Raw genomic sequence first — 19774 nt, 5'->3', positions numbered from 1 at the left:
CCTCACCCATGTTTTGGGCGGTATTTTGTAGGGTGCAATAAGCACAGCGCATTGCACCGCTCGAAAATGCTCTTTGCCTAGTCTCGTCCTGTGTTTCATAGGGCAAGTGGCACAATTCACCTTGTTAATTGCACCCTACGTATTATCGGTGATGGGTACATATTTCCCCTCCGGCTTGCATCCCTCGCCACGCAGGCGCAGACTGTTTGGCCTTGTTTTTATGCGATTCGATTCAAGGCAACCATAATGACTCCTGCCATCAACCTGCTGAAGAAGCTCAAAATCCCCCACAAGCTCTACCCCTACGAATGCGAAGCCCACGACGATTTCGGCAAGCATGCCGCGACCCAGCTCGGGCTGCCGGAGGCACAGGTGTTCAAGACCCTGGTCGCCCATCACGACAAGCAGGCGGTGGTGGCCATCGTTCCCTCATCCGGCATGTGCAGTCTGAAGCAGCTGGCCAAGGCGACTGGTCTCAAGAAGGTGGAGATGATGAAACCGGCGGAAGCGGAGAAGCTGACCGGTTACAAGGTGGGTGGCATCAGCCCGCTGGCCCAGAAGAAATTGTTGCCCACTGTGCTCGACGAGTCGGCGCTGCAGTTTGACGAGATCCTGGTGAGCGGCGGCAAGCGCGGCCTCTCGGTCGGCGTGGCGCCGCAGGATATGCTGACGCTGATGAAGTGGATCGCCGCACCTATCGGCGAAGAGTAGTGCCGGGCACGGTGTGAACCTGCCCTCCGGGCCTGTGGCGGCCCGGATTGCCCTACCTGTGATCGGACGCGCAAGCCGTGATTGCCCCGTGCTCAACGGGGAGTGTGCCAGCCTATACTAGGTGAACCCCGTTGTATGAGTTCAGCCATGATGTACCGACTTCTGTTGCTTTGCCTCTGTTTATCCCTCCCCTCTGCCTTGCTGGCTGCCACCCGTTTTACCCTGCTCAGCCCTGAAAACAGTCAGGATATGCGGATGCGTTATTACCGTGAGGTGATGCAGCTGGCGTTGGAGAAGACTCGCCCCGAATATGGCGACTACGAGTTGCTGGACTCCCTGCCGATGAACAAGGCGCGGATGCGGATCGAGGTGCAGGAGCAGGGCAAAAACGCCCTCTTTATTCTCGACAGCTGGCCTTATCAGGGGGAGGCGGTGGCGGATCAGGTGGCATTGATCCCGTTCCCGATCGATATGGGGATCCTCGGCTATCGGGTCTGTTTTGTCGGCTCGGATCGTGCTGCCGAGCTGGCGCGGGTGAACACCCTGGATCAGTTGCGCCACTTCACTCAAGGGGTGGGCACCGGCTGGCAGGATGCGGTGATCCTGCGCAACGGCGGGCTGACGGTACATGAGGTGGATAACTACGAGTCGCTGTTTCGTATGGTGGCACGAGGGCGCATCGATCTCTTCTGTCGTGGGGCCAACGAGATCCTGCCGGAGTGGCAATCTCATCAGGGCAAGGTGGCCGGTTTGACGGTCGATCGCCATCTGGCCCTTTTCTATCCGCTGATCCACGTGTTCTACAGCAATGCCCGCTACGTTCAGGAGCGCGAGCGCCTTGAGCGCGGTCTGCAACTGGCCTGGCAGGATGGTTCGCTCAAACGGCTCTGGCGCCATCACTTCCAACCCTCGCTGGTGTTTGCCAATCTGGGGGCTCGCCAGATTGTCCGGCTCGGCAATCCGCAGTTACCCAAGGACGGTTTTGACTATCGCCCCTACCTTTACAACCCGCTGACGGATGATTTCGGTTCACAACCCTGAGCCGGGTTATCAGGTGCGCAGCTCTGATAGAGTAAGGGAGAGATCATTGCCGCAAAGGAGATGGCCCATGCACGCATCTGCCCTCTCCTTGCTCTTCATCGCGTTGCTGCTGCCTGCCACCGGCGGTGCAGCCCCGGTCTTTACGCTGCGTACCTGCCTCGAAAACAGTGACTCCTACCCCTGGCTGCTGCAATCGGGGGAGGGGATTGTCCAGTATCACCTAAAGGCGGTTGCTACCGCCCTCAATGCCGAGATCGTGCTGACGCCGCTGCCGTGGAAGCGCTGCCTCTCTCGGGTGAGCAGTGGCCAGATGGATGCGGTCATCAAGATGAGCTATAGCGTCGAGCGGGCGACCAGGGTGGGGGTCTATCCCATGCGTGAGGGCAAACCCGACCCCGCCAAGCGGCTGCTGACCGAGAGTTACAGTCTCTACCAGCTCAAGGGTGGCAAAAGCCAGTGGGATGGCTCCACCCTCAGGGTCAAGGGCGTAGTGGCGGCCCAGTCCGGATTTTCCATCGTCGACTTGTTGCAGGCTGCGGGAGCCGAGGTGGATGACTCCAGCCGTGACCCGCTGATCATGTTGAAAAAGCTGGTGATGGATCGGGCGCAGGCGACCGCCATCCAGACCGAGGTGGCCGACAGTATTCTGGTGGCTCATCCCGAGTTGCAGGCCCGCATCGAGCGGCTGTCGCCGGTGCTGGTGGAGAAGCCCTACTATCTGGTCTTCTCTAACCGCTTCTATCAGGCCCATCCCCGACAAAGCCGGCAGGTGTGGGATGCTATCGAGCAGGTGCGCGACTCTGCTGCCTATCAGCGTTATGCAACATCGCTCAGAAGCACACCTCCGGTGGGGGAGTAGGCTGATGGATGCGACTGGCCGAAAAGGGGAGGAGAGCGCGGGGTGGTGGCAGGGCCGAGCAGCCACGCTCAGGGGCTACACTGAAAGTACCCCTTCAGCCAAGGCGCGGTTTATGTCACCCCTGCATCTGCTGGCTGCCGCTCTGCTCTGCGTGTTGTCGGTGACCGGACAGGCGGCCACCCGGTTTACCTATATCAGCCCAGAGAGCGAGCGGGATCCGCGTACCACCTATGATCGGGAGCTGCTGCGGCTCGCCCTCGACAAGACCCGCGACCAGTCTGGCGACTATTTGCTGGAGCCTGCGCCGCCCATGACCAAGGCGCGCGAGCGGCTCAGCATGCAGCTCGACAACTATCCCAACTTCTTTGTAATGGACAGCTACAGCAGCACCCGCGAGGATCTGGGGCTCGCCTATGTCCGTTTTCCCATCCATCTGGGCATCGTCAGCTACCGCATCTGTTTTGTCAGCCCGCAGCAAAAGGCGGCGGTGAGCAAAGTGACCGACCTCAAGGGGCTGCGCCAGTTCACCTTCGGTCAGGGCAAGGGGTGGCTGGATGTGGATATCCTGCGCTACGCCGGGATGGAGGTGGTGGAGGTGGAGGGGTACGAAAAGCTGTTCAAAATGGTGGCGCGGGGCCGCTTCGATCTCTTCTGCCGCGGGGTGAGCGAGCTGCGCAGCGAGCAGCTGACCCACAAGGAGATGACGGATCTGTTGGTGGACGATGCGCTGTTGATCTACTACCCGCTGCCTCGGGTCTTCTACACCAATCCCAACAATCGCGAGGCGCTGCAGCGGGTCGAACGGGGGTTGCAGCTGGCGTGGCAGGATGGCTCGCTACAGGCGCTGTGGCGCAAGAGCTTTGGCCCGGCCATCGCCTTTGCCAAGTTCTCCCAGCGCCGAATGTTGCGACTGGATAATCCCTTCCTCGACGGGATCAGCTTCGATTACCGCCCCTACTTCTACAATCCGCAGACCGATCGCTTCGGCGATTACTGAGGTGCCTGCCGCTGGCGGCAGAGGGCCAACCAAGCCTCGGCGGTGCGCGACAGATAGCGCTCGCTCGGCCAGATCACCCCGAGTCGCCAGCTCAATTTGGGCTCCAGCGGCCGCAGCACCAGACCATCCGGGGTCAGCCGGTGGCAGACCGGCTCCGGCAAGAAGGCGACCCCCATGCCGCTGCGTACCATGGCGGTGAGAAAATCCCACTGGCTGCTGCGCGCCGCCACCTGCGGCACAAAGCCCGCCTCCTGACATGCCTGCTCCAACCGCTCGCTCAGGGTAAACGCCTGGGTATAGAGCAGGAAGGGCTCCTCCTGCAGGGACTCCAGCCGCAGCGGCGTCTCGCCATGCCAGCGGGGTTGATCAGGCAGCACTACCCGGATCGGGTATTGATCCAGCTCCAGCGCGCTGAGGGCGCCCCCCTCTTTGGTCGGCAGCATGGTGATGGCGAGATCCAGCTCCCCCTCCAGCACCGCCTGTTCGATGCGACGGCCGCCGTACTCCACCAGGGTCAGCTCCACCTTGGGATAGCGGGTGCGGTAGGCGCGGATCAGATCCGCATAGACGTGACCCACCATGGGGGGAATGCCGAGGGTGAGGCGACCATGTTGCAGGCTCTGCAGATCCGCCAGTTCGGCCTCCAGCTGCTGCATCTCAGCCAAGATGGTCTGGGCACGGTTGAACAGCACCTGGCCGCTGTCGGTCAGGGTGAAGCGGCGCCCTTCCCGGTTGAGCAGGGGTTGGCCCAGCTCCTCCTCGATATTGCGGATCATCTTGCTGATGGTGGGCTGGGTGACGAACAGCTTTTCAGAGGCGCGGGTGAAGCTTTTTTCCCGTACCAGTTCGACAAAATAGCGCAGGGCGCGAATATCCATGGACTCTCTCGACTCGTGTTGGCGGGTACGGGATGAAGTATGCCTATGTGGCATGAATTCGATAATTTTAATTCATTTCTGGCAGGTTTTGCTCAACTCTATACTGTGAGCCGGTTCACAGAAAGACGATGATCATGAAAGCCCTCTGCTTGCGCTGGTTACAGACTCCCTTCCAGATTGTGTTGCTGGCAGCCATCTGGCTGCTGGCCGATACCGCGGTGCGTACCCTCCATCTGCCGCTGCCCGCCAACCTTACCGGCATGCTGTTGCTGCTGGCCTGCATCCTGCTCGGGGTGGTCAAGGCGCAGTGGTTTGAGGCGGGTGCCCGCTGGCTGCTGGCGGAGATGCTGCTCTTCTTCGTCCCCGCCGTGGTGGCGGTGGTCAACTATCAGGATCTGCTGTTGCAGGAGGGGTGGCGCATCATGGTGGTGCTGCTGGTGAGCACCACCCTGGTACTCGGCACCACGGCGCTGGTGGTGGATCGGGTTTACCGCCTCGAACTGAAACTGGCCCGCCGGAGTCGCCGTCATGTCTGATACCCTGCTCGGGCTGATCTGCTTCGCTCTTACCCTGCTCTTCTACTACGCCAGCAAATGGCTCTACGGCAAAAAGCGCATCCTGCCGCTGATGCCGCTGCTGCTGGCGCCGACCCTGCTGGTGGCCGTGGTGCTGCTGTTCCACATCCCCTATCAGGATTACATGGCGGAATCCCACTGGCTGCTCTGGCTGCTGGGCCCCGCGACCGTTGCCTTCGCCGTGCCGGTCTACGAGAACCGCCAGCTCATTCGCCGCCACTGGCTATCGCTGTCGGTGGGGGTGGTCGCCTCGGTCATCATGGCGGTGGGGAGTACCGTGCTGCTGGCCCGCTGGCTGGATCTCTCTGACATGTTGCAACGCAGTCTGGCGATGCGTTCCATCACCACGCCATTTGCGGTGGAGGCGACCCGCGCCATCGGCGGTCAGAGCGATCTCACCGCGCTGTTTGTGGTGCTGACCGGGGTGATTGGTATGGCGGTGGGGGAGAGCGTGCTGACCGTGCTGGCCATTCGCAGTCGCCTCGGCAAGGGGGCGGGCTTTGGCGCCTCGGCCCACGGTGCCGGTACTGCCAGGGCTTATCAGATGGGTAATGAGGAGGGAGTGGTCTCCAGTATGGTGATGATGATCGCCGGCATGGTGACCGTGCTGCTGGCGCCCCTGCTGGGCCAGCTGTTCTGGTAGGCCGGACTTCCCTTTAGAAAGCGGCTCGTCCCGGCGCTACACTCTAGTGAGCCTGTATTTCCGGGATGAGCAGTATGACCTTTCATCGCCTCGCTTCCTGCTTGCTGCTGTGCAGTCTTTCCCTCCTTGCCAGTCCCCTAAGGGCGAGCGACGTCATCACTCATATCAGCCCCGAGAGCGATCGGGACTTGCGTACCCTCTATTTTCGCGATCTGTTGCAGCTGGCGCTGGAGAAGACCCGCGACAGCTTCGGTGGCTACGAGCTGCGGACCGCGCCGCCGATGAACCGTATCCGGATGCGACAGATTGTGCAGACTCAGCAATACCCCAATCTGTTTGTGGCCGACAGTCTGCGCCCGGCCGCAGAGAGCGGAGCGCTGGATTACGTTCGTTTTCCGGTGGAGCTGGGCATCCTCGGTTATCGCATCTGCTTTGTCAGTCCGCAGCAGGCCGATGCGGTGGCAAGGGTCAATACCCTGGCCGAGCTGCAGCAATTTCTACACGGGCAGGGGCGTGGCTGGCAGGATGCGGAGATCCTGCGTCAGGCCGGTTTCAAGGTACAGGAGATCGATGGTTACGAGCGGCTGTTCAAGCTGGTGGCTCGCGGTCGCATCGACCTCTTCTGCCGCGGTGCCAACGAGCTCTTTATCGAGCAGGAGCAGCACAGTGATCTGCCCGGCCTCACCGTGGATCGGCGAGTGGCGCTGCACTATCCCTTCCTCCACCTCTTCTACACCCACAAGGATAATCAGGCCGCCATCCGCCGCCTCTCGGTCGGGCTCAAGCTGGCGTGGCGGGATGGCTCGTTGCAACAGCTCTGGCTGCGCCACTTCAAACCTTCCCTCGAGCAGGCGCAGCTCCCCAGACGCCTGTTATTCGAGTTGGCCAATCCGCGCCTTGATAAGGTGGACTTTGATTATCGTGCGTACCACTACAACCCCGTCGACGGGACGTTCGGGCCCGGGCTGCCTTGATCCTGATGGTGCTGTTCCCGGATAAAGGGCCGTATCTGCCGATGTGCTCATACATGCCAAAAAGGCATGTTCTTTATTATTTAAATTCATTTTTTGAAGGTTGTTGCGCTGCATATACTGGGGGTCGCTTCACGGTTCAGGTTTGCTCCTGCCCGCTTCTGGCTTGTGCGAGTGAGCCTGAATCGTCCTGCTGCGGCGTCTTGATGTTCTGCATGAAGGCGTCCATCACTGGGCCGGGATCGATCCCGGCAGGTATTACAGCTGACGGAGCCTTGTTATGTTTAATCCCCACTCTTGCGCCCTGATTGTCGAAGGGGGTGCGATGCGCGGCATCTTTGCCAGCGGCGTGCTCGATGCGTTTGTCGAAAGTCACCACTACCCGTTTGATTTCGTCATGGGCGTCTCGGCCGGTGCCACCAATCTGGTCTCCTACCTGAGCGAGCAGCCGCGCCGCAGTCACCACATCATCACCGAGCTGGCTTGCAGCTCCCGGTTTCTCGATCCCCTGCGTTTCGTCAAAGGGGGCGATCTGGTGGACATCGGCTGGCTATGGCAGGCCAGTCGCCATCGCTTCCCGCTGGATCTCGACACCTTCTGTGCCCGCGACATTCCCTTCTATGCGGTGGCGACCGATGTGGCGAGCGGCAAGGCCATCTATCTGCCGGTGCGGCCCGACAACATGGATGAGGTGCTGACCGCCACCTGCGCCCTGCCGGTGGTGCAGCATGATACCCCCTGTGTCGATGGTCGCCCCATGGCCGATGGCGGCATCAGCGACTCCATTCCGGTGATCGAGGCCTATCGGCGCGGTGCACGGCGGATGACAGTGGTGCTGTCGGAACCCCGGGGCTATCGCAAGAAGCCGGCCCGTTTCTGCTGGATGGTCAAAGCCTTGCTGAAAACCCAGCCTGCACTGGCGCAAGCTATGCTGGAGCGGGATCGCGCCTACAACCGGGCGCTCGATTTCATCGCCAATCCCCCTGCCGATTGCGAAATCGAGGTGATCGCGCCACCGGCCGATTTCATGGTCTCCCGTTTTACTCAGGATCCGGTCAAGCTGGAGTCCGGCTATCTGCAGGGCTACTGGCAGGGGCGCCAGAGCGTGTTGCGAGCAGTCAGGACTGTACGTGCAGCCTAGTGGCAACCTGACGGTTTTACACAACTGGGACGGGGTTGCCACCCTCTGAGGCAGGTCACTGAATCGGGGGCGCTGGCGTGGTTAAATGGTCGGCTCACATCTTGCCGGATATTGCTGTGACCATGCCATCTGACCTTCAGCCGCTGCTCGCCTGGCCTGACTATCTGCAGGCATCCTGGCTGCGCTGCGCCCACCAGACCAGTGCCACCCTCTGGCATCCGCCCCACAGCGCCAAGGGGCAGACCTTGCAGAGCCTGCGCCAGCGCAAGCGGGATCTGCTCACCACCGGCGAGATGGCCCTCGAGGATCTCTACGAATTTATGGAGGGGCGCCCCTGCGCCCTGCTGCTCACCGACGAGAGTGGCTGCCTGCTGGCCCAAACCGGCCACCCGGATACCCTGCGCGAGCTGGCGGCGCTGGGGTTTGGCCCCGGCGCCTTTTTCAGCGAGGGGCGCATCGGCACCAATGCCATCAATCTGGCGGCGCTGGAGGGCGTGCCGCTCTGTGTCAGCGGCCCCCAGCACTTCAACCAGACCCTCCACCCGTGGCACAGCTGCGCCAGCCCGGTCTACAACAGCAATGGTCGTCAGGTCGCCATCATCGCCCAGATCTGCAAGGTGGAGGAGGCGAGCGCCGGCGATCTGGCGCTCACCGTCAGCGCCGGGCGCGAGCTGGCCCATCTGCTGCAGATGGAGACCCTGATGCAGGAGTCCCAGCACCACCTGAGCGAACTTTACGCCCTGCTCGACGGCATGGATGACGGCGTGCTGGCCTGGGATCCGCAGGGGCGGCTGCGCTACCTCAACGCGCTGGCAGCCCACCGGCTGCGGCTCGATCCCGCACTCTGTCTCGGCCAGCCGCTGGAGCAGCACCTGCTGTTGCCCCAGCGGTTGCAGCTGGCCATCAGGGGGCAAACGCCACTGAGTCATGTGGAGGTGACGCTGGAGCGGCTCGGCGCGCAGGAGGGGGAGTTTATCAATGCGCTGGTGAGCCTCAAGCCGCTGCCGGGGCCGGAAGGGGTCAGCTTTATCGCCCTGCTGCACCCGGTCGATCGGCTGCGGGCCATCCATCAGCTGCGCCAGACGGTGCCCGAGCTGTCGGCGCTGGTGGGGGAGTCGAGCGCCATGCGCAAGCTGCTGCGCTACGCCCGGCAGGCGGCCCAGAGTCAGGGGCCGATCCTGCTGCGCGGCGAGGAGGAGGTGGGCAAGGCCCAGCTGGCGGAGGCGATCCACTTTGGCAGCGAACGGGCCGCCGGGCCGCTTATTACCCTCAACTGCAAGGCGCTGCCGAGCGAGCGGATGGCGCTGGAGCTGATGGGTTCCGACGAGGCGGGGCAGGAGCGGGCGGGCAAGTTCGAGCTGGCCCACGGCGGCACTTTGGTACTGGAGCAGGTGGAGTGCCTCTCTGCCCCCATGCAGGCGGCGCTGCTGCAACTGCTCAAGACCGGTCGCATCCAGCGCTTCGATTCGGCCCGCATCCTGCCGCTCAAGGTGCGGATCATCGCCACCAGCAGCGCCCCGCTGGAGCAGCTGGTGCAGGAGGGGTTGTTTGGCCGCCAGCTGCTCTATGCCTTGCAGGCGTGCGAGCTGTGGCTGCCGGGATTGCGGGAGCGCGCGGCCGATCTGCCGGGCCTGATCAGCCAGCAGTTGGCAGCGCAGGGGCGCGAGCCGGTGCGCCAGTTCAGTCCGGCGGCCCTCGATTGTCTGCTCGCCTATCCCTGGCCCGGCAATCTGGGGGAGCTGCGCAGCGCCGTCGAGCATGCGCTGCTTCATGCCGGTCAGGGGCCGATCCCGCCCGAGGCGCTGCCCGCCGCCATTCGGCACGGCTATCAGCGGGTGGCCGACGAGGTGGTGGGGCAACCGCTGCTCACGCTGGCGGAGCTGGAGCGGCAAGCCATCTTGCGCTGCGCCCATGCCTGCAAGGGGCAGGTGAGCCAGATGGCCCAGCATCTGGGTATCAGTCGCACCACACTGTGGCGACGGCTCAAACTGCTCGAGATCGATCCCGCCGACTATCACGGCTGACGGCGAGCCATTGCGAACCGGCCAGCAGAAAATGACAAGGCCCCGCAGATGCGGGGCCGTCTTATATGGCTAGGTCCGTCGTGGCGTGGTTACAGCCCCAGCTGGTGGGCGGTGACGATGGCCGCCAGCACATCCTCGGCGGTGACCTTGAACGGCATATTGTGGATGGTTTCGCCCTCGGCGGTGGAGGCTTTGGCCACCTCCATCAGGCGCGCCATATCCAGCTCCTTGACCCCCATCATATGCAGGTTGGTCGGCAGGCCCACCGAGCGGCAGAAGCCCAGCACGGTTTCGATCTCCGCCATCGGCGCATTCTCCAGCACCAGCTGCACCAGGGTACCGAACGCCACTTTTTCACCGTGGTAGAGGTGGTGACACTCGGCCAGCTGGGTCAGGCCGTTGTGGATGGCGTGGGCGGCAGCCAGTCCGCTGCTCTCGAAGCCGATACCGCTCAGGTAGGTGTTGGCCTCGATGATGTTCTCCACTGCCTTGGTGCAGAGCCCCTGCTCCACCGCCAGCTTGGCCTTGTAGCCGTCGGCCAGCAGAGTCTTGTAGCAGAGCTCGGCGATGGCCTGCGCCGCCAGCGTGGAGGCGCCACCGGCCATGGTCTGGCAACCGGAGACCTTGTTGGCGCGCGCCTCGAAGTAGGTGGAGAGCGCATCCCCCATGCCGGAGACCAACAGCCGTACCGGGGCGCGGGAGACCACCCCGGTATCCATGATGACCATGTTGGGGTTGGTCGGGATCATCAGGTATTCGCTGAACTGCCCTTCCGGGGTATAGATGACCGCCAGCGCGCTGGTGGGGGCATCGGTGGAGGCGATGGTCGGCACTATGACCACCGGCACTTTCTGGTAGAAGGCGACCGACTTGGCGGTATCCAGCGTTTTGCCGCCGCCGATGCCGATGATGACGTCAAACGGGGTCTGCTGGCAGCGGGCCAGCAGACGGTCGATCTCGGGGCGGGAGCACTCGCCGTTGAAGCAGTCGAACTCGGGCTTGATACCGGCGCCGTGGAAGCTTGTAGCCACGGTATCGCCGACCAGCTTGGTGACGAAGGCGTCGGCCAGGATCAGCGGCTTGCTACCGAGCGCTTTGACGTAGTTGCCGATATTGGCGAGGGCCCCGTTGCCTTGTACGTATTTGCTGGGGCTGATGATAATGCGGTCCATATTTTATCCCTCTCTCTTTATGAATTAAGAATCGGGGCGAAGGGGCGGCTGTGCCGGGGACTCCTTCGTCTTGAATGAAGCTGCACAGGCTCAGCGAGCGAGTGCAGCCCCTTGAAACAATGGTGTGCGGCGTCAGTCGCCAAAGCGCTCGTCGGCCAGCTGCTGGAAGCAGGCCAAGGCGGCGCTGGCATCCTCGCCGCGTGCCAGCAGGGTGAGCTGGTCGCCCTGACGCACGTTGAGCATGGCGAGCCGGGTCAGGCTGCGGGGGTTGGCCTCTTTGTCCCCTTTTTGCAGCTTGAGCTCAGCGGCAAAGGGCTGGAGGGCGGCCACCAGTCGAGCGGCGGGGCGCACATGCAGACCGTGGGGGTTATCCACCACCACCTCACAGCGCAGCCAGCCATCGTCGACAACGGGGGCCGTCTCGGTGGCGGTCTGCGCTGCGCTGGCAGGCAGCATCGCCTGTTTCGGGCCAAGGGCACCGAGCGCCTCGGCGGCCACCTCGTCCAGCATCAGGCCGGAACCGGCCGCCACCACAGCGGCCAGAGTACCCTCGACCAGCGGTGCGGGGCAGAGCCGCACCCTCGCGCTCAGCTCCGGGGGCAGCAGTTCGAGGGCGGTCTCGGCACTCAGGAGGGCGCTGCCCAAGTCCATCAGCACCAGCACGCCGCTGCCGTCATCCGCTTCTTCAATCGCACTCATCACGGCGATGGCGTCGGTGCCGATGGGGTGGTCGGGGTCATCGACCCCGGCCGCCAGCAGCAGGCGGGCCGGGCTACCGAGCTGGTCGGCCAGCGCTTTCAATCCGGCCGCCAGCTGGGCGCTGTGAGAGACCACTACGATTCCGATCATGTCACAACCTCGCTCTGTCACGCAGGGCGGTCAGCAGCAGCAGGGTCGAGGTAGCCCCGGCATCCTGATGGCCGATGCTGCGCTCGCCAAGATAGCTGGCGCGCCCCTTGCGGGCCTGCATCTGGATGGTGGCCTCGGTACCGGCTGCGGCGGCTGCCACCGCCTTGTCCAGCGCTTCGTTGAGGGGCAGCTCTTGCTGCTGCGCATGTTGCAGGGCGGCCAGTGCCGGCCACCAGGCATCGCACATGGTCTTGTCGCCCGGCTCGGCACGGCCGCGGGAGACGATCCCCTCGACCCCGTCGCTCAGCATTTTGCACAGCTGGCTGAGGCTGAGGCTCTGGCAGGCGTCACTGCTGGCTGCGGCCCGGATAAAGAAGGTGCCGTAGAGCGGGCCGCTGGCGCCGCCGACCGAGGAGAGCAGGGTCATGCCGGTGGTTTTCAGTACCTGACCGATATCCTTGTCCGCCACCGCCGGCAGCTTCTCGGCTACCTTGGCGAAGCCGCGTTGCATGTTGAGGCCGTGGTCGCCGTCGCCGATGTCGGTATCCAGAGCGGTGAGGTAGTCACGCTGCTCGGTAAAGATGTGTTCGCAGTCGAGCAGCCAGTTGACGATTTGGTGTTTGCTTAGCATGGCTATCGGCACTCCTTAGCAGCCGCGACGCAGGGCGGGGGTGTGAACGGGGGCATCCCACAGGGTCATCAGTTCGTCATCCACCTTGAGCAGGGTGATGGAGATGCCGGTCATGTCGAGGGAGGTGCAGTAGGGGCCAATGAGGTTGCGCACCAGATGGATGCCCGCCTCCTCGCACAGGGTGGCGAGGCGACCATAGACGCCATAGAGCTCGGAGATGGGTGTGCCGCCGAGGCTGTTGACCAGCGCGATGACCCGATCGCCTTTGTTGAGCGGTTCGATAAAGGTGTGCTCCTCCTGCCAGCTGCCGCTGGTGCGATCCCAGTGGCGCAGGGTGCGCCCATAGGGGGTATTGTCCGCCAGCTCGCTGAACATGTCGTCCACCAGGGTATTGAGGTCGGTGAAGGGGCGGCGCTCGATGCCCGGCTCGCCGTGGATACCGACGCCGAACTCCATCTCGTTGTCCGCCAGGGTGAAGGAGGGCTTGCCAGCGGCCGGCACGGTGCAGGCATGCATGGCCACGCCTATGGTGCGGCTCTGGTTGTTGATGCGACGGGCCAGCGCCTCGCAACGCGCCAGATCGTAGCCCGCCTCGGCGGCGGCACCGACCAGCTTCTCGCACAGCACGGTCGTGGCGACGCCACGGCGACCGGCGGTGTAGAGGCTGTCTTTGACTGCCACGTCGTCATCGATGAGGGCAAAGCCCACCTTGACCCCGTCGCCGTGCAGCAGCTCGACCGCGGTCTCGAAGTTGAGTACGTCGCCGGTGTAGTTCTTCACCAGAAACAGCACGCCCGCGCCGCCATCAACGGCCTGACCGCACTCGTACATCTGATCCGGGGTCGGGGAGGTAAAAATCTCGCCGGGGCAGGCGCCATCCAGCATCCCTTTGCCCACCAGACCGCCGTGCATCGGCTCGTGGCCGCTGCCACCGCCGGAGACCAGCGCCACCTTGCCCATCACGGGGGAGTCGGCGCGGGTGATGTAGTGGGGTTCGATACGTACCTTGAGCTCGGGGTGGGCGGCTGCCATCCCCATCAGTTGTTCACGGACCACGGCATCGACGGCATTGATCAGTTTCTTCATGGCTCACTCCTTGGCTTGCCACCGCACGGGTGGGCAAATGGTTGATGGAGCCAGTCTAACGACAGAAAAAGGGATAAAAATGACGGGCGATTTGGTTCGGATTTGAAACAGCAGAAGGGGGATGAGTGTTTCAATCTGAAACAACGCAGGGCTAGCGAGCGGGAAACTGTTAGCTGACTCACAGCCATGAAAAAGGGCCCCGCAGGGCCCTTGGCTATAACCGGAATATGCGGACGGGTTAGATGGCCCAGCCACCGGCGTAGAAGACAACCAGCGCCACGGCGATGATAACGGTGCCGACGTTCAGCTTCTTCCACTCGGCAGCGAAGATGCGGCCAACGACCAGCGCCACGAAGCCCAGCATGATGCCGGTCACGATGTTGCAGGTGAGCACGATGAATACGGCGCACAGCATGCCGGAGAGCGCATCGACCGAGTCGCTGAAGTCCAGCTTGGTGACGTTGCCCAGCATCAGCAGACCGACATACATCAGCGCCGGTGCGGTGGCGTAGGCTGGTACTAGATAGCTCAGCGGGGAGAGGAAGATCATCAGCAGGAACAGCACGCCGACCAGCGCGGCGGTCAGACCGGTCTTGCCACCGGCCGCGGTGCCTGCGGCAGATTCGATGTAGACGGCAGCCGGAGCACCACCGACGGCGCCCGCCACCATGCTGCTGACGGAGTCGGCAGTCAGGGCCTTGCCGCCGCTGATGATGTGGCCACGTTCGTTGATAAGGCCTGCCTGACCGGCCACGGCACGGATGGTACCGGTGGCGTCAAACACGGCTGTCATCACCAGCGCCAGTACGGTCGGAATGACTACCGGATTGAGGGCGCCCAGCAGATCCATGCTGCCTACCAGCGAGCCTTTCTCGCCAGTCAGGCTCGGCATGGCGAAGAAGCCCTGCCAGGTCACTTTCGGGTCGAAGATAAGGCCGAGGATGGAGATGGCGATGATCACCATCAGGATGCCGCCCGGCACCTTGCGACGCTCCAGACCGAAGATGGCAGCCAGACCCAGCACCGTCATGATCACCGGGAAGGCGGTCACTTCACCGAGCTGTACCGGCAGACCGGCCCCTTCGTTCTTGATCACCATGCCAACGCCGTTGGTGGCGATCAGCAGCAGGAACAGACCGATACCGATGCCGGTACCGTGGGCGATGCCGGAGGGGAGGTTGTCCAGGATCCACTGGCGCACGCCGGTGACGCTGATCAGGGTAAACAGCACACCCATCAGGAAGATGGCGCCCAGGGCGACCGGAATGCTCAGCCCCTGACCCAGCACCAAGCTGAATGCGGTAAATGCGGTGAGAGAGATGGCGCAACCGATAGCCATCGGCAGCTTGGCCCACAGGCCCATCAGCAGGGAGCCGAAGGCGGCGATCAAACAGGTGGCCACAAACACCGGGCCCTGCTCAAAGCCGGCTGCGCCCAGCATGTTCGGCACCACTATGATGCTGTAGACCATCGCCAGGAAGGTGGTCAGCCCCGCGACCAGCTCCTGACGCACGCTGCTGCCGCGCGCAGAAATGGAAAAATAAGAGTCCAGAAAGCCGCCTGTCCCTGTTTGGGCGGCCATATCTTGCTTTGCCATAACTAATCCTGAAAGTGTGAAGGAAATCGTTTGCGTTGGTGGCGCGCAAAATAGCAAGAATTCGCGGCAAATACAGCGGATAACCTGACTTTTTCGTCACTATTTTACATTTTGAGTCCATTCGGAGCTCATTCTAAGACTCAAGCGGTGAGAGCATGTAAGGGAGGGATCAAGCTGTCGGGGGAGGGGAGAGCAGTGAGGAAAAAAGCGGGGAACAACAAAAAACCCGCCGAAGCGGGTTTTTTTTAATTCTTGCAGAGCTGTCAGCAGTTGGCATGAGCCATCAGCAGCATGCTCCGGCTTGAATTACAGACCAACTACGTTGGCAGCAGCCGGGCCTTTCTGGCCTTGCTCGATGGTGAACTCAACGCGCTGACCTTCGTCCAGGGTTTTGAAGCTGGTGGACTGGATAGCGGAGAAGTGTACGAACACGTCTTTGCTGCCGTCAGCCGGGGAGATGAAACCAAAACCTTTCTCAGCGTTGAAGAACTTAACGGTACCAGTCATTTTGTTAGACATAATAATTTCCTTAAATAGTGTTGAATGCCACCTAAATGGCAATTTTTGATTTTTCGTCAGCAATACGTATGGGGAGCACTAAAGAAGGAGAATTATTTGATAAGAATTATCCGAGGATAACGCTTATGCTAATCACTGCTTTACTAAAATGACTGCCTAACATAATCAGGTCTGAACTGCCGAACCATCGAGAAAGATTAAAACACGCTCTCATTTTTAAAGCAAACTTTATCTCGATATTAATGTTTTGTAACAGCCAAAAATATCATTTTTTATAGTAAACATGATGCATTTCAACGGCATAGAAAAATCAGTGAGGACTCATATCACCCTGTGGCAAGTCAGATTCGGCTTTTTTGTCCTGACTATGTAGCCAGTTCTGGCAAAAAATATGAGAAAAAATGAAAAGCTGGCGATAGATGGGGATTGTCAGTTGGCGTTTTCTCTAACGCGCAATGTAAATCACTTCTTTGCTGCTGCGATTAGCTTCTGAGCTGCAAATCAATGGCGGCGCCAAATTTGGCTCATCGAGCATTGCCCAGACATGCAAACGCCCGCTGGCACCAAGTGCCAGCGGGCGTTTTGCAAGAAGGGATCAGCGTTTGCTGCGAAACTTGTTGCTGACCGAATCAATCCAGCTGAAGGTTTCCGGCAGCACCTGGTTCTTGGCGCGCTCTTTGGCTTTCTCGCGAGCCAGCTTGGAGGCTGCCTTGGCCGCTTCGGCGCGGTCGGCCACAATTTTCAGGCGACCCTCTTCACGGATCTTGTTCCGCTCTCCGTTGGTCAGCTGGTGGTCTGCATTGGCTTGTGCCTTTTGCAATAACAAGGCTATCTCGGCTTTTTCGGCCTCGGTCAGATCTTTCATTTCCAGCTTTTTCACGGCGCGCTCCTGCGGCAGGGTGGTTAGACACCCTAACACAGTTGTGCCGATCACTTCTTATGCAATCGGCTTTCCGGCAGTAAAAATGCGGGTTTGTGCCAACTTTCCGTTATTTCGCTGCCACTTTCCCGCCTGTTTGCCACATTTCAATTTATGGCGAGCGGTGAGGGCAGCTCTTGCTCCTCCGGCTCGACGTGGATAAGCACAATGGCGTGGGGCAGTTGCTCCATGATGGCGTGTTCGATGCGATCACAGATATCGTGTGCTTCACCGATGCTCATCTCCGGGGGCAGTGTGAGATGGAAGTCAATATGGCGGCGACGACCGGCACGACGGCTGCGCAGATCGTGAAAACCGCTGGCGGCAGGGCAGCATTCGGTGATGATGCGGCTGGTCATCGCCAGCTCTTCCGGGCTCATACTCTGGTCGATCAGCGGCTGGAAGGCCTCGTTGAGCATGCTGATCGCCTCTCTGACAATAAAGATGGCGACCGCAATGGCGACCAGCGGGTCGAGGATGGCGAGGGAGTAGCCGAACAGACCGGCCAGCCAGATCCCGCCAAGACCGACGGCGACCCCGGCTGAAGTGAGCACATCCGCCTTGAGATGAAGCGCATCGGCAGCCAGCGCGACCGACTCCTCCTCTCGGGCCACCTTGTAGAGGTAGGCAGAGACGCCGCTGTTGACCAGCGCCGAGATCACCATCACCAGTACGCCCCAGCCAATGCTCTCGATGGAGCTGGGGGTGATCAGCTTGTCGACGGCTTCGAAGATGATCCAGCCCGCGGCCAGCAAGATAAGCAGTGCTTCGATGACGCCGGAGACATTTTCAATCTTGTCGTGACCATAGGGGTGGTGTTCATCGGGCGGGAGATCGGACTTTTTCACCGCGAACAGGGCGATCAGGGCCGCCACCAGATCCATGGCGGAGTGGATCGCCTCCGAGATGATACTGACCGAGCCGCTGGCGAACCCGGCCACCATTTTCATGATGATCAGACTTATATTGGAGCAGACCGACACCATGGCGGCTCTGGTTTTTCTGTTCATGTACAGCTTCCTGAATAAAAACGGATATTTCGGTGCGGCGCGCATTATATCCGGCTGACCGGAAATAACCTATTCGGTGTTGTAACCTGATGTTTCCGGTGATATTGCGAATGCTTATTAAAATGGTGGCCTCTTGCGCGGCAATAAATAATGAGAGGGATTTATATTTATCCGTGAAAATATCTAGCCTACGATGGCTTAATATAAGCGTGACAACATTTAATAATGCGAATTACTCTTTTTTGGTCTTTCCTGTCGAGGTCGTTTGGCCTCCCCGCTCAAGGGGCTGCGCGCGACATTTTTTGGACGAGAATGAGGCTGGATCCGGATGCCGCTGGAGGGTATGCTGGGTCTGGTGATGGTCTTGCACCATCCCACCAAGCGTACTGAAGTTGATGATTCGGATGGCATGCTGGCTCCCATGAGGAACCAACTGTCTGGGTAACATTTTTGGAGTTTGATGATGAGTAACAAAGAACATCACAACGGCAAAGATGCCAAGAAAAAACCGCAGATGTCACTGAAAGAGAAACGCGAAGCCAAACGTCAGAAAGCAGAACTGAAAAACGGCAGCGCAATGAAGTAACGCTCCCCTACTGCTGTTCCTTCGGAGCCAGTACAAAGCCAGCCCTTACCGGCTGGCTTTTATGTTTGTGGCTCACGGTGTGGCGCCGTAAGCTGCGAAAATCTGGTGATAACGACCATCCTGACGCATCGCCTCAAGGCGCTTATCAAACAGATTGCGGGCATCGGCCGTTCGGAAGGCAAAGTGATAGACGGTGGGCGGGAAGAGGTCTGCTTGCCTGACCTGATTGCGCTCGTAGTGCTCGCCTGCCTGGGCGGTGGCAATCAGCTGGTCGAGGTAGTAGTAGAACACCCGCTCCTCCAGTACGACGGCATCCACCCTGCCGCGCATCAGTTGGTGCACTTGTACCTGCTGCTTGGCTACCTCCTCATAGTGGGGATTCTGGTTGGCCATGGTGGCGAACGAGCCCCCCAAAATGGTTCTTGCCCGTTGAAAGGCGGTGACCCGTTTTGAATGCAGATCGTCCAAGGTACTGATGTGGGTGCTGCGCAGGGTGAAGATCCGGTTATGGAAGGTGATAACGGGCTGGGACAGAAAATGGGGATCAACCATACCGGGTCTGACGTTGATGATGGCATCCAGCTTTCCTGAATCGAACAGGCGGAAGGTACGCTCCAGTGGCAGAAATTCAAAGCTGGGCTCATAGCCGCTGCCAGCGAACGCCTCTTTCAGCAGATCCAGCTCGATGCCACTCTGATTACTTTCGATGACATAAGGGGGGATGGCAAAGCTGACCCCGACCTTGAGTGGCGTTGCCAGCAACTGACCGGGCAGCATGCTGGTCAGCAGGAACAATAAAGGGGTGAGCAGTTTCATTGCACTTTGCACAAAGCGCTCCTGTGGAGAATATCCATCACTGTAGGGGAAGCAACCATAAAGCGTTATATCCCTTTCGGGCTGAGTGGTTCAGCCTGAGTGCATAAAAAAAGACCCTGAGTTATCAGGGCCTTTTCAATATTCTGTTCTTAGAACGGGATATCGTCGTCGAAATCCATCGGTGGCTCGTTATATACCGGCGGCGCAGATTGCGGCTGCTGGGCAGGACGGCCATAACCGCCTTGCGGCTGCATGTTCTGCTGCGGAGCCGGTGCCGGACGCTGCTGATTCATCGGCTGCTGCATGGCTTGCTGCGGTTGACCCCAGCCACCTTGTTGGCCACCCATGTTCTGGCCCATGCCCTGACCACCTTGCGGACGGCCACCCAGCATCTGCATGACGCCGGTGAAGCTGTCGACCAGCACTTCAGTGGTGTAGCGCTCCTGGCCACTCTGATCCTGCCACTTGCGGGTCTGCAGTTTGCCTTCCACATAGACCTGGGAGCCTTTCTTCAGGTACTCGCCAGCCACTTCGGCCAGCTTGCCCATGAAGACGACACGGTGCCATTCGGTGCGCTCTTTCTGCTCACCGGTCTGCTTGTCGCGCCAGGTTTCAGAGGTGGCCAGAGTAATGTTGGTCACAGCACCGCCACTCGGCATGTAGCGTACTTCCGGGTCTTGCCCGAGGTTACCGATCAGAATGACTTTATTGATGCCTCGACTGGCCATAATCTCTCTTCCACCTTATTT

General features: G+C 60.7%; 21 protein-coding genes. 10 read left to right on the top strand and 11 right to left on the bottom strand.

The annotated features are described in order from the left end of the window. Nucleotides 1-246: 246 nt before the first annotated feature. The 4 genes from ybaK (at nucleotide 247) to G5332_RS11270 (ending at nucleotide 3608) form a co-directional block, all read left to right on the top strand. Nucleotides 247-711, top strand: coding sequence for a Cys-tRNA(Pro) deacylase (ybaK, locus tag G5332_RS11285; protein WP_005336092.1), 465 nt, complete (start codon nucleotides 247-249; stop codon nucleotides 709-711). A gap of 147 nt (nucleotides 712-858) precedes the next feature. Further along, a complete protein-coding gene (locus tag G5332_RS11280; RefSeq protein ID WP_421172486.1) occupies nucleotides 859-1752 on the top strand; it encodes a hypothetical protein in 894 nt (297 codons plus the stop codon). Between the two features lie 67 nt (nucleotides 1753-1819). Beyond that, on the top strand, nucleotides 1820-2611 hold the full coding sequence (locus tag G5332_RS11275; RefSeq protein WP_421172485.1) for a substrate-binding periplasmic protein: 792 nt from the start codon (nucleotides 1820-1822) through the stop codon (nucleotides 2609-2611). A gap of 112 nt (nucleotides 2612-2723) precedes the next feature. Then, nucleotides 2724-3608: a hypothetical protein gene (locus G5332_RS11270; RefSeq protein WP_421172484.1), complete on the top strand. Its 885-nt coding sequence runs from the start codon at nucleotides 2724-2726 to the stop codon at nucleotides 3606-3608. On the opposite strand, the gene G5332_RS11265 is transcribed toward G5332_RS11270, so the two are convergent. Continuing rightward, on the bottom strand, nucleotides 3602-4486 hold the full coding sequence (locus tag G5332_RS11265; protein ID WP_421172483.1) for a LysR substrate-binding domain-containing protein: 885 nt from the start codon (nucleotides 4484-4486) through the stop codon (nucleotides 3602-3604). The genes G5332_RS11270 and G5332_RS11265 overlap by 7 nt on opposite strands. A gap of 134 nt (nucleotides 4487-4620) precedes the next feature. Between G5332_RS11265 and G5332_RS11260 the strand changes: the two genes are divergently transcribed. The 5 genes from G5332_RS11260 to dhaR all read left to right on the top strand — a co-directional run bounded on the left by G5332_RS11260 (nucleotide 4621) and on the right by dhaR (nucleotide 9840). Next, nucleotides 4621-5022 carry a CidA/LrgA family protein gene (locus G5332_RS11260; RefSeq protein ID WP_088868378.1) on the top strand — a complete coding sequence of 134 codons (402 nt, stop codon included), beginning with the start codon at nucleotides 4621-4623 and terminating at the stop codon, nucleotides 5020-5022. Next, nucleotides 5015-5704 (top strand): LrgB family protein, encoded by a 690-nt coding sequence (locus G5332_RS11255; RefSeq protein WP_042081343.1) that lies wholly within the window; start codon nucleotides 5015-5017, stop codon nucleotides 5702-5704. Before G5332_RS11260 ends, G5332_RS11255 begins: the two co-directional genes overlap by 8 nt. A 74-nt stretch (nucleotides 5705-5778) precedes the next feature. Continuing rightward, complete coding sequence (locus G5332_RS11250) at nucleotides 5779-6678, top strand: hypothetical protein (RefSeq protein WP_421172482.1); 900 nt, start codon at nucleotides 5779-5781, stop codon at nucleotides 6676-6678. 277 nt (nucleotides 6679-6955) lie between these two features. Then, a complete protein-coding gene (locus tag G5332_RS11245) occupies nucleotides 6956-7816 on the top strand; it encodes a patatin-like phospholipase family protein (protein WP_421172481.1) in 861 nt (286 codons plus the stop codon). Nucleotides 7817-7938: 122 nt separating this feature from the next. Further along, complete coding sequence (gene dhaR / locus G5332_RS11240) at nucleotides 7939-9840, top strand: dihydroxyacetone kinase operon transcriptional regulator DhaR (RefSeq protein ID WP_421172480.1); 1902 nt, start codon at nucleotides 7939-7941, stop codon at nucleotides 9838-9840. 89 nt (nucleotides 9841-9929) lie between these two features. Here the strand turns inward: dhaR and G5332_RS11235 are convergent, their stop codons facing one another. From G5332_RS11235 to G5332_RS11200, 8 genes are all read right to left on the bottom strand, one after another. Further along, nucleotides 9930-11012, bottom strand: coding sequence for a glycerol dehydrogenase (locus G5332_RS11235; RefSeq protein ID WP_042032199.1), 1083 nt, complete (start codon nucleotides 11010-11012; stop codon nucleotides 9930-9932). Nucleotides 11013-11144: 132 nt separating this feature from the next. Then, nucleotides 11145-11861 carry a dihydroxyacetone kinase phosphoryl donor subunit DhaM gene (gene dhaM, locus G5332_RS11230; RefSeq protein WP_421252282.1) on the bottom strand — a complete coding sequence of 239 codons (717 nt, stop codon included), beginning with the start codon at nucleotides 11859-11861 and terminating at the stop codon, nucleotides 11145-11147. 1 nt (nucleotide 11862) lies between these two features. Then, nucleotides 11863-12492, bottom strand: coding sequence for a dihydroxyacetone kinase subunit DhaL (dhaL, locus tag G5332_RS11225; protein WP_421252281.1), 630 nt, complete (start codon nucleotides 12490-12492; stop codon nucleotides 11863-11865). A 15-nt stretch (nucleotides 12493-12507) separates the two neighbouring features. After that, on the bottom strand, nucleotides 12508-13578 hold the full coding sequence (gene dhaK, locus G5332_RS11220) for a dihydroxyacetone kinase subunit DhaK (RefSeq protein WP_064341830.1): 1071 nt from the start codon (nucleotides 13576-13578) through the stop codon (nucleotides 12508-12510). Nucleotides 13579-13816: 238 nt separating this feature from the next. Continuing rightward, the gene (locus G5332_RS11215; protein ID WP_005356503.1) at nucleotides 13817-15175 is read right to left on the bottom strand and encodes an NCS2 family permease; all 1359 of its coding nucleotides are present in this window, start codon (nucleotides 15173-15175) and stop codon (nucleotides 13817-13819) included. A gap of 306 nt (nucleotides 15176-15481) precedes the next feature. Continuing rightward, complete coding sequence (cspE, locus tag G5332_RS11210; RefSeq protein ID WP_005316548.1) at nucleotides 15482-15694, bottom strand: transcription antiterminator/RNA stability regulator CspE; 213 nt, start codon at nucleotides 15692-15694, stop codon at nucleotides 15482-15484. Between the two features lie 595 nt (nucleotides 15695-16289). Next, nucleotides 16290-16574 carry a DUF3811 domain-containing protein gene (gene yjbD, locus G5332_RS11205; protein WP_005340165.1) on the bottom strand — a complete coding sequence of 95 codons (285 nt, stop codon included), beginning with the start codon at nucleotides 16572-16574 and terminating at the stop codon, nucleotides 16290-16292. Between the two features lie 146 nt (nucleotides 16575-16720). Further along, the gene (locus G5332_RS11200) at nucleotides 16721-17623 is read right to left on the bottom strand and encodes a cation diffusion facilitator family transporter (RefSeq protein WP_421172478.1); all 903 of its coding nucleotides are present in this window, start codon (nucleotides 17621-17623) and stop codon (nucleotides 16721-16723) included. 463 nt (nucleotides 17624-18086) lie between these two features. On the opposite strand from G5332_RS11200, the gene G5332_RS11195 reads away from it, so the two are divergent. Next, a complete protein-coding gene (locus tag G5332_RS11195; protein ID WP_005306071.1) occupies nucleotides 18087-18209 on the top strand; it encodes a hypothetical protein in 123 nt (40 codons plus the stop codon). Nucleotides 18210-18281: 72 nt separating this feature from the next. On the opposite strand, the gene G5332_RS11190 is transcribed toward G5332_RS11195, so the two are convergent. Both G5332_RS11190 and G5332_RS11185 read right to left on the bottom strand, forming a co-directional pair. After that, complete coding sequence (locus tag G5332_RS11190) at nucleotides 18282-19025, bottom strand: substrate-binding periplasmic protein (protein ID WP_201953071.1); 744 nt, start codon at nucleotides 19023-19025, stop codon at nucleotides 18282-18284. Between the two features lie 149 nt (nucleotides 19026-19174). Next, nucleotides 19175-19753 (bottom strand): single-stranded DNA-binding protein, encoded by a 579-nt coding sequence (locus tag G5332_RS11185; protein ID WP_204480312.1) that lies wholly within the window; start codon nucleotides 19751-19753, stop codon nucleotides 19175-19177. Between the last annotated feature and the right edge of the window lie 21 nt (nucleotides 19754-19774).

This window comes from Aeromonas sp. 603757, assembly GCF_049171255.1.
In the GTDB taxonomy this organism is placed as follows: Bacteria; Pseudomonadota; Gammaproteobacteria; order Enterobacterales; family Aeromonadaceae; genus Aeromonas; species Aeromonas veronii_A.
This window is presented reverse-complemented; position numbering and strand designations above follow the sequence as displayed.